The 10479-nt window shown below is 36.2% G+C and carries 11 protein-coding genes; 9 read left to right on the forward strand and 2 right to left on the reverse strand.

The window, feature by feature from the left end; all coding sequences use genetic code 11:
* Positions 1-71: 71 nt before the first annotated feature.
* From murD to nrdR, 9 genes are all read left to right on the forward strand, one after another.
* A complete protein-coding gene (gene murD / locus Q0E71_RS05585) occupies positions 72-1397 on the forward strand; it encodes a UDP-N-acetylmuramoyl-L-alanine--D-glutamate ligase (RefSeq protein ID WP_294796869.1) in 1326 nt (441 codons plus the stop codon).
* Positions 1398-2528 (forward strand): FtsW/RodA/SpoVE family cell cycle protein, encoded by a 1131-nt coding sequence (locus tag Q0E71_RS05590; RefSeq protein WP_294796871.1) that lies wholly within the window; start codon positions 1398-1400, stop codon positions 2526-2528.
* Positions 2528-3628, forward strand: a complete 1101-nt coding sequence (locus tag Q0E71_RS05595) for a glycosyltransferase (RefSeq protein WP_294796873.1) — start codon at positions 2528-2530, stop codon at positions 3626-3628. Before Q0E71_RS05590 ends, Q0E71_RS05595 begins: the two co-directional genes overlap by 1 nt.
* Positions 3629-3710: 82 nt before the next feature.
* Entirely contained in the window at positions 3711-4415 is a 705-nt protein-coding gene (locus Q0E71_RS05600) for a cell division protein FtsQ/DivIB (RefSeq protein ID WP_294796875.1), read from the forward strand.
* Positions 4416-5138, forward strand: coding sequence for a DUF881 domain-containing protein (locus Q0E71_RS05605; RefSeq protein WP_294796876.1), 723 nt, complete (start codon positions 4416-4418; stop codon positions 5136-5138). It abuts the gene before it with no gap.
* Entirely contained in the window at positions 5135-5857 is a 723-nt protein-coding gene (locus tag Q0E71_RS05610) for a DUF881 domain-containing protein (protein WP_294796878.1), read from the forward strand. The genes Q0E71_RS05605 and Q0E71_RS05610 overlap by 4 nt, the downstream gene beginning before the upstream one ends.
* A complete protein-coding gene (locus tag Q0E71_RS05615; RefSeq protein ID WP_367116823.1) occupies positions 5857-6186 on the forward strand; it encodes a small basic family protein in 330 nt (109 codons plus the stop codon). The genes Q0E71_RS05610 and Q0E71_RS05615 overlap by 1 nt, the downstream gene beginning before the upstream one ends.
* Positions 6187-6253: 67 nt before the next feature.
* On the forward strand, positions 6254-7339 hold the full coding sequence (gene ftsZ, locus Q0E71_RS05620) for a cell division protein FtsZ (protein WP_294796882.1): 1086 nt from the start codon (positions 6254-6256) through the stop codon (positions 7337-7339).
* A 2-nt stretch (positions 7340-7341) separates the two neighbouring features.
* Positions 7342-7803, forward strand: a complete 462-nt coding sequence (gene nrdR, locus Q0E71_RS05625; protein ID WP_058260143.1) for a transcriptional regulator NrdR — start codon at positions 7342-7344, stop codon at positions 7801-7803.
* A 107-nt stretch (positions 7804-7910) separates the two neighbouring features.
* Here the strand turns inward: nrdR and Q0E71_RS05630 are convergent, their stop codons facing one another.
* The gene (locus tag Q0E71_RS05630) at positions 7911-9392 is read right to left on the reverse strand and encodes a hypothetical protein (RefSeq protein WP_294796884.1); all 1482 of its coding nucleotides are present in this window, start codon (positions 9390-9392) and stop codon (positions 7911-7913) included.
* A gap of 148 nt (positions 9393-9540) precedes the next feature.
* Positions 9541-10479, reverse strand: a 939-nt coding sequence (locus Q0E71_RS05635) for a hypothetical protein (RefSeq protein ID WP_294796885.1), incomplete at its 5' end; no start/stop codon positions are given.

Raw genomic sequence — 10479 nt, forward strand, 5'->3', positions numbered from 1 at the left:
TGTCGTGATGTTCTGCGCATGGACACTCATTTTGTGCGCCGCATCGCTAGTAATATTTTTGAGGTGATATTATGGACTACAAGGACAAAAATATTCTAATTTTAGGATATGGAATATCTGGTTATGGAGCTTCTTTATACTTTATAAGTAAAGGGGCTAATGTTTATGTCTACGATGACAATATGGATCAAATCTTAAAGGACAGAGCAAATGAAAACCTTGACGATGTAAAGTTTTTAACAAGGACTGAGCTTGATGCAATCGATTTCACTTTTGTATTAAAGAGCCCTGGAATAAAGCCTTCATCAGATATAATTCGCTACCTTGTAGACAAAAATGTCGAGATAGTCTCTGACGTAGAAATTTTATACAGAGATTTTAAAGATCATAAATTTATAGTTATCACTGGAACCAATGGCAAGACAACTACAACAACATTTATCGGCGAAGTGCTTAAAGACCTTGGCTACAATGTCAATGTCATAGGTAACATCGGTGTTTCGCCTCTACTTGAAGCGGAGAACTATGATACACACGTGATTGAAGCATCAAGCTTCCAATTAGAGTACACAAAAGACTTTAAGCCAAACATTGCCATCATACTAAACATAACACCAGATCACTTGGACTGGCACGGTTCTTTCAAGGCATATGAAGAAGCAAAGAAGAAAATCTATCAAAATATGGATAAATCTTCATATTTGATACTTAATTATGACGATATTGCCTTAAATAAAGTTGATCAAGATACAAATATACTATATTTCACTTCAAAAGAAAAAGAGCTTAAGGACATGAGCTACATCGCTCCAAACATCGTTGATAAAAATGGCGAAGTAGTTATTAATAAGGACGATATATTTATAAAGGGTCGCCATAATTATGAAAATCTCATGGCGGCGACACTTGCATTAGAAGTTTTTGGAGTAAAAAGAGAAGATATAGTTAAAGAGATAAAGGCTTTTAAAGGCGTTGAACATAGGATTGAGTTCGTAAGGGAACTTGATGGGGTTGACTACTACAATGACTCCAAGGGAACTAATCCAGATGCGTCGCTTAAAGCGGTTGAAGCCTTTGATAGGAGCATAGTGCTTATAGCAGGGGGCTATGACAAGAACATACCGTTCGAGGACTTTGCATCTAAGACAAAGAACAAAATTAGGAGCCTAATACTATTTGGCCAAACAAAAGATAAGATAAAAGAAGCCTTCACCAACATTGGCTATGAAAATATAACTATCGTTAACAATATGAGTGAAGCAGTAAAAGCAGCTAAATTAGATGCTCAAAAAGGCGATGTAGTCTTACTATCACCATTGTGCGCGAGCTGGGGAATATACAAAAATTACAAAGAACGCGGACTTGAATTTAAAAAATTAGTAAATGAGTTGAAGTAAATGAACAAGAGTAAAAACAGTGCACCTGATTATCACATCTTAATATCTGTAGTATGCCTAATAATTTTAGGTATCATACTTGTGTATACGAGCTCTTATCCTTATAGCTACAGGCTTGAAGGGGGTAAATATGGCGGCGTATACTTCCTTACAAGGCACTTAGTCTTTGTATTAGCAGGGGCGATACTGTCTTTATTTGCTTATAGAATTGACTATAAAAAGTATGATTCGAAATTTTTCATAGGCCTTATGATAATATCGAGTATTGTCTTGGTTTTATTACTAAAGTTTACTTCATTAGGAACAGACTTTGGTAAAGGCTCAAGAAGATGGATAAATGTGGGCGGATTTTCATTTATGCCGTCTGATATAATCAAGGTTGCGGCAGTTTTCTGCATGGCCTCATACATGAGCAAAATTAATTTGCGCAGGAGAAATTTTCAAAACATTGTTTTAGTTCCTGCAGCTATTATACTTTTCTTCACATTTTTAATATACATACAAAAGGACTTAGGTACAGCTGTTACAGTTGCTGGAGCACTATCAATTATGTACTTCATCGGAGGCGCGCCACTAACTGTGATACCGCCAGCCATTGGAGCTGCAGTACTTGGTATATACCTAGCCATATATAGAAATGAATATAGAAGAAACAGGTTCTTTGCCTATAAAGACCCAATTAAAAACATCAGAGACACGGGTTGGCAGCCAGCACAAAGCTTATTTGCTTATGCCAATGGCGGTCTATCGGGCGTAGGCATTGGCCACAGCACTCAAAAGTTTTTCTATATACCAGAAGTGTATAATGACTATATACTAGCTGTTTGCGGCGAAGAATTAGGTTTTTTAGGAATGATTTGCATTGTTGCCCTATTTTCTGTTATAATTATAAAAGGATACTTAACAGCGGCTAGGGCAAAGGATAGATACGGTCTTATGCTAGCAAGTGGCATCAGCTCCTTGATAGCTATACAATTTTGGATCAATGCAGCAGTATCAGTAAATTTGGTTCCTTCGAAGGGAATCACACTGCCATTCATTAGTTATGGCGGTACATCCTTAATTATTTACATGATACTAACAGCGGTACTGTTAAATATATCTAAGAGTGCAAATTCAGAGGTGAAATAATGCGATTTATCGTAACTGGTGGTGGCACTGGTGGGCATATATACCCAGCCATGACCATAGCAAAGAAATTGATTGAGAATAATCACGAAGTTATATACGTCGGCAGGAATGGCAGTCTTGAGGAAAGGCTTGTTGCCAAGGAAGATATTGAGTTTAAAGGCATAAACATAGTTAAAATACCTAAGAAGAACCCGAAGGATGCTTTTAAATTTTTGAGACTGCTTTTTAAATCGCTTGACGAGTGCAAGAAGATAATCAAAGATTTTAAGCCAGACCTTGTCATAGGAACAGGAGGCTACGTTTCAGGTCCACTTGTTTATGCGGCTCAGAAGAAAAAGATCAAGTCGATGATCTTCGAGCTAAACGTTCACGCGGGCATAACTACAAGGCTTTTAAAGAAGAGAGCGACTAGGATACTAGTTACTAACGAGAACACAAAGAAGCTTCTTAAGAGAGAAGATATTACGGATATAGTTGGCATACCGATTAGAGAAGAATTTGACGGTATTCATGACAAGGCTAGCCATGAGCCTTACTATGACTTTGACAATGGCAAAAAAGTCGTCTTATCATTTGGCGGAAGCGGTGGACAAAAGTCCATCAATGAAAATGTTCTTGCCATGATCAAGAAACATTATAAAGACATGGACTTTAACATCTTCCACGTGAGCGGAACATATTCATACGGCTGGTTTAAGGAAGAGCTTGACAAAGACGGCATTGATTATACTAAATCAAACGTTCGTGTAGGCGAGTATCTATATGACATGCCAAAGGCTTTGATTGACGCTGACATGGCTATCACAAGTGCTGGTGCACTTACTTTAAATGAGGTATCATGTGTAGCTAAGCCAGTTATAATTATTCCAAAGGCTTATGTAGTTGAAAACCACCAAGAGTACAATGCACGCTACTTTGAAGATATGGGCGCGGCTAAGATGATACTTGAAAAGGACCTTAACGAAGATTTATTATATGATGAGGTCAATAATATACTTCATAACGAAGATATTTACATGTCTATGCAAAAGGGGCTTAAGAATATATTTGTCAAGAACGCAATTGATGAAATATATGATATAATTATAAAAACTATTTAAAGGTGAAATTATGGAACCGATGAGTAAACAGGATATGAGGAGAAAAAGAATACAGAGAGAAAGGCAAAGAAGGAGAAGTCTTTTGAGGTTCTTCGTAATCACTGTCATTGTTTTTGCGTTCATATTATTTATATTCAATACAAAGCTCTTTGGTCTAAAGCATATAAATGTTAGTGGCAACAAAAATTTGTCGACTGATGATATAATCAAGGCGAGTGAACTTGAAATTGGAGAAAATATTCTTAAGCAAAGCCTTACTGAAGCAAAGGCTAAGATTAAGATAAATCCATATGTTGAGTACGCGCACTTAAGTAGATCATCAAAGGATACTGTAACGATTGAAATTAAGGAAAGATTAATCGCGGCAGAATTTTTTAGCGATTCAAAATACATTTACATAGACGAGAAAGGCACTGTCCTTGAGAACAGCAGTTCATATAAGGAAGGCTACCCGCTTATAAAGAATTTTGACAAGACTCATCTTGAACAAGGCGAAAATTTTTACAATACCGAGGTCGGCGCTTCACTTGAAGAGCTGATAGTTGAGATAAGTGCGAATAATTTAGTGAAAGAGATCAAGACTATAGAGAAGAATGCGGACTTAGAAGTTTCTCTAAACTATAGGAGTGGCCTTGTCGTTCAGCTTGGCGAGCTTAAGGACGTTAGATACAAGATGAAGGTCTTAAATGCGCTCATGATTAAGTTTAAGGACAAAGGACAAGTACCTAGGATGATTATGTTTAATAAGGGCAAAGCGCCTGTTGTAGTTTTAGATAATGGTGAATAGATGAAAATTGATAAGAAAAAAATATTGCTATTTATAGCCAGTGTTATTATTGGTCTTTCAATAACTATGCAGCTTAAGACAGTGAAGAAAACTGTTGGCAACCCTCTAAATGTAAAGAGGGCGCAAGAGCTAGCTCAAAGAGTTAAATCCCTTAAAGAAGAGAGAGACGGCTTATTACAAAGGCTAGACGAGACAGAAGAAAAGCTTAGAGAGTATGAAAAACCTGGTTCGAGCAATAATGAGATAGCAAAAAAATTATACGAAGAAACTGAAAAATATAAGATGATAGCTGGCTATACAGATCTAAAAGGCAAGGGCATTATACTAACTATAGATGAACCAAAACTTGCCGATGGTGAAGTGAGCTTTGGCATACAAAACGATATAGATCTAATTCTTAGCGCCATTAGTGTATTAAATAGCGCTGGAGCTGAGGCTATATCCATAAATGAAGAGAGATACACATCATTTACTGAGATAGTAAGTGCAGGTAAACATATAGAAGTTGGCGGAGTAAGTACGTCTGCGCCAATAGTTATAAAGGCTATAGGCGACGCTGACACAATGCAATCGGCTATTGAGTTTAAAGGCGGCATTAAAGACGAACTGCAAAACTATAATTATCAAGTCGTTTTAACTGTTAGAGACGATATACTTATACCGAGATACAAAAAGAGCATAGACTTTCTATATGCAAAGCCTGCTAATGACGCGCAAGAATGAAGCATAAGATTAAACGCGTGCTGCTTGTCATAATTTATATACTTGTAGGTATCTTTCTTGGCTTGTACTTAAAGACCGATAGGGAATTTTACGAGCCATTAAGCATAAACAAGATGAAAGAGACAAGCATCAAGGTAAAGAATTTAAAGGAAGAGATCAAGAGCATTAATGAGGAGCTTGACAAGCAAGAGAAAAAGCTTGAGACTTTGGAAAAATTAGTTAAGAATGATAGTGATTTTTTAGCTTTTTTAAATGAAGAGAAATTATTTTATCAGATGATATCGGGTGACGTTGATCTTGAAGGACCAGGCATAGTACTTACTATAAGAGAAGAAGCTGTTGATAGGCCTGTCAGGAGGACGGATGTGGTTCACGATAGCGACTTACTAAGGATAATCAACGACCTAAAGGATTCAGGCGCCGAAGCCATCTCCATAAACGATTTAAGAGTTTATTCGAGAACTGGCGTTAAGTGCAACGGACCAGTTGTTAGGCTCAATGGAAGAACAAAGGGCGCGCCATTTGTTATAAAGGCAATAGGCAATAGCGATAAGCTTTACTCAGCGATTAAGTCGCCAGGCACTTTTGCTAGTATCTTAGAGACCATAAACCCAATTAAGCTTGATATAGAGCAAAGTGAAAATGTTCTTGTTAAGAAAAAGATAGACGAAGACAAGATTATATATTCAGAAAAATTGACGGGGGAGGATAAAAAATGATTATTGCAATCATTGGTATAATAATCGGGATAATTATAGGCTATGTGGTTCCATATAGCTACAATCCATATTATTCCTTGTATATATCCATGGCGCTACTAGCTGCGATTGACTCAGTTTTTGGCGGTATTAACGCACACATGGACAACAATTTTAACAATAAGCTTTTTTTATCGGGCCTTATTGGTAACTCGCTAATCGCGGCACTGCTTACTTGGCTAGGCGATATTCTTAGCATTCCTTTATATTATGCGGCGATTTTCGTCTTTGGAGGAAGAATTTTTAACAATTTTGCGACAATTAGAAGAAAAATACTAAACAAAATGTAGATTTTGTGGTAGAATATAAGTAATAGAGTAAATAATTAAATACTTAGTATAAAAGGAGGATTCGTAAATGATTGATTTTGATGTAGAAATTGACCAATTTGCCAAAATTAAAGTTATAGGTGTTGGTGGAGCAGGTAACAACGCTGTTAACAGAATGGTTGATGCAGGCGTAAAGGGTGTTGAATTTATTGCAGTTAACACAGATAGACAAGCTCTTGCATCATCAAAGGCACAAAACAAAATTCAAATAGGGGATAAGGTTACAAAAGGTTTAGGCGCTGGAGCTAACCCAGAAGTTGGTTCACAAGCAGCTCTTGAAGATAAAGAAGGCATCACTGAAATGCTTAAAGGCACTGACATGGTATTTATCACAGCCGGCATGGGCGGTGGAACAGGTACTGGTGCTGCACCTATCATTGCGCAATTAGCAAAGGAACAAGGCATACTAACTGTAGGTGTTGTAACTAGACCATTTGGCTTTGAAGGTATGAAGAGAGCAAAGAATGCATCTCAAGGAATTAGCCAATTACTTGAAGTAGTTGACACTCTAGTAACTATTCCAAATGACAGACTTCTTCAAATAGCTGACAAGAAAACATCATTAAAAGATGCTTTCATTATGGCTGACGAAGTACTTAAACAAGGTATACAAGGTATATCTGATTTAATCAGTGTACCAAACCTAATCAACCTAGACTTTGCTGACGTTAAGACTATCATGGAACAAAAGGGTATTGCTCACATGGGTATAGGCTTTGCTCAAGGAGACAACAGAGCTACTGACGCAGCTAAACTTGCTATCAAGTCACCACTACTTGAAACATCCATAGAAGGATCTAAGTCCGTTCTATTAAATATCACTGGTGGTACAGACCTTGGTATGTTCGAAGTAAATGAAGCCGCAGACTTAATCAGACAATCAGTTGCTGACGATGCAAACATCATCTTCGGTGCTGGTATCGATGAAAGCCTTGGCGATTCTATCAAGATAACTGTTATCGCTACAGAATTTGAAGATGGATCTAAACCTGCTAAAAAAGATTCAAATAAGGATTCTGATGTAGAAGAAGAAAAGTACGAAGAAAAGAGAAGTGAACCTACTTCAAGCTTCGACGATTCTTTATTAGTACCTGATTTTTTAAAGAATAATTAATTATGAAGTGTCCTTTTTGTTCTTACGAAGATTCAAAAGTACTAGATTCAAGACCTACTAATGAGGGTACTGCGATTAGGAGACGTAGAGAGTGTCTTCGCTGTAAAAAAAGATTTACAACATATGAAAAAATTGAAGAAACACCTTTAATAGTTGTCAAGAAAAACGGAGACAGAGAGACATTTGACAGAAGTAAGATATTAAAGGGCGTAATCAAATCTTGCGAGAAAAGACCTGTTAGCCTAAGTCAAATTGAAGGCTTGGCAGATAGTGTCGAAGAAAAGCTTATGAGCACGATGAAGAAAGAAGTTTCATCTACCGAAGTAGGCGAACTTATTATGCAAGGCCTTAAGGAGATAGACCAAGTAGCTTATGTAAGATTTGCTTCAGTATACAGAGAGTTTAAAGATACTCAATCATTTATGAAAGAGCTCCAAAAGATAATAGACGAACAAAACAATTAGTATAAGAAATGCCTTTCTTGTTTTTACAAGAAAGGCATTTTTGTGATTTATTCAATACGATTAATATAGAAGAGGCTAATCTTTATTTGACTAGCCTCTTTGTATCATTATTTCTTTTTACTTACTTGCTTTTTATAAACATTGTCATACCACGCTTGCTTCGATACTATTAATGTCTCTAAGGAAGCATTTTTGCTTTTATAAAGCTTTTCGTGAAGTGCTTGACAGTCTCTCAAGTCATTTAATGTTAAATCTGGATAATCTTTAAGGCCATAAGTACCATTAACAAAGATGGCGTATTCAAGATCGCCGTTCTTCTTAATCCAGCTATTGCAAGTCGCTTCAACACCATTTAGCATCTTCTTTATAAATTCAGTGTTGACAGGCTTTTCTTTAAGAAGGTCTTCGTACATAAGAGCCTTTAAGCCCATTAGGTGATGGTTTAGTGAAGAGTGCGTCATGCCGATGTAGTACTCAGCGCCGTAGTCCATAACCAGGCAGGCATCTTCTTTATAAGGAATTTTGATTGCGTTTTGATTAGCGTATTTTTTGTAATAAGTTAAAACCTTATCCGCAAGATCTAAATATTTTTCATCTTGAAACTTCTCGTACATTCTCAAGCAAATGTAGGTGTAATCAAGATTCCATCTTGTATCGAAGTAGCCTTTCTCAATGTTGTAATCAGCCTTTAGCCACTCACTTCTATATGGAATAGGATAGTAGCCTTCGTTATTAAGCTTCTTCGCTGTATCGTCTATAAGCTTTGCTGTCATAGCTTGAGAGAATTTACTGTCTATCGTATCTAGATGAGTGTTTGCAATATATATAGCGCCTTGCATAAAGAAGTAGCTCTCCTTATATGGCACCGAGCGCGGATTCATTTCGTAGTAGTAGCCGTCAGGAATTATGCAGTGCTTTGGCAGTCTGTACTTCATGTCGACAAGTTTAAACGCTTCCGGCGTTTGGAATGGTTTTTCATCCATGCTCGCGTAGCAAATGCTGTATTTAATGTCTTTTATCTCGTCTTTGATATCCTTTAGCTTTAGTTTTATCTTTAGCTTTGTCTTGTCATAAGTAAGTTCGCTCTCGATATTCACTTTGTCAATAATATTGTCTTGAACATCTTTATATGCGTTGATGGCCGTAATCACATAGTATTTTTCGCCGCTATGCAAAATGACTATGTTTGGATTTTTCACATTGAATTCTTTTTTCTCTATGCTAATGATTTTCGCAGCCTCATCAATGTATTCAGCACTCGCGTCTTTCATTTCTATAGGAAAATCAATATCTAAACTGTCTTTGCCATCAAAAGTGCCTGTGATAAACTTAAGCTTGGCACCTTTAAACTCAAAGCCATCTTCCTTACTTTCTTTACTTTCTTTATCTTCTTTAGTTTCTTTATCTTCTTTACTTTCTTTCGTTTCATCAGCTTCTTTAGTCTCCGTAGTTTCCTCAGTTTTCTCAGGATCCTTAATAGCTTCCTCTGCGTAAGCTATATTTTTTGCACCTAGCATGAGTAAAAATACGCTCAGCGTTATTAGCAGGGCAAATATATTAAATTTTATTTTTATTTTATTTATTTTCATTATTATCTCCTATATATTTAAAAGTTTTTTAATTTCAACATTATAATTATACATTAAAAGACTTCGATTTACAAGGAATTTAACAGCTTTGTAAAGAAAAAAATCCTGACCACATATGTGATCAGGATTTGTGATGGGAATATTAGACTTATTCGATGATGATAGGTCCATTGCTTGTCTTTATATCACCGAATAGAGTAAGGTCTGAATTGTTATTAAGTACTGCTGTGCTTAATTCGTCACCGTCTTCATCAAGCTTAAATCTGCTGTCATCGAAGATGGCTGGGCAAGTGTATTTACTTAGTCCTCTTAGATTAAATTTGACATTTCTGCTAACGCTTTCTAATTCAACTGTGACAGGTCCATTACTATTTGTTATTATAATATTTTCAGCGCAGTTGAAGACATCTTTCACGTCAACATAAGCGTTTGTTGTGTGAGCTTCTAAATTAACGAATGGTGTGTTATGCATAGTTATTTCAGCGTTTGTTGTATTTATAAGAAGGTCAGTGAACTTAGCGTCCTTTATCTTAACTGAATCGTTAGTAGTTTTAAGTTCTGATTTGCCGATGATTGAGTCTTCAATCTTGATTTTGTCATTGCTTGTTGTTAAGTATAGCTCGTCGCAATTGACTGAGTCAAGAACTATCTTGTCATTGCTTGTCTTTACATCAACTTTAGTAAAGTTTAAAGCTGGTATTAAGACTTTTAAGCTTACTGCAAAATCTTTTTTAGTTAAACTTTCGTAGTTTGGCTCGATAAGTATTTCTTTTTCATCGATAAAACAGTTTATAAATTCATAATCAGCGGGAATATCTTTTTTATCTGTGTAATAGATTTTGCCATAGATCTCAATTTGATCTGAGCTCGATGGAAGTATCTCTACTTTTTCATTAGTATTATTTATAATCAAATCATATTTTTTATTCTTATCGACATCAAGTTTAAGCGTAGCGAACTTTTTGTTTTTAAATTTATCGCCATCATCAAAGCTGAAGTTTGCGTAAACACGGCCGTCTCTCATACCTTTTTCAGCTGTTTCTAATGACTTACTAACTATCTTGTTAACGAAGCTTGAGATTTTGTT

It is taken from the genome of uncultured Fenollaria sp. (assembly GCF_934202865.1).
Lineage (GTDB): Bacteria > Bacillota > Clostridia > Tissierellales > Peptoniphilaceae > Fenollaria.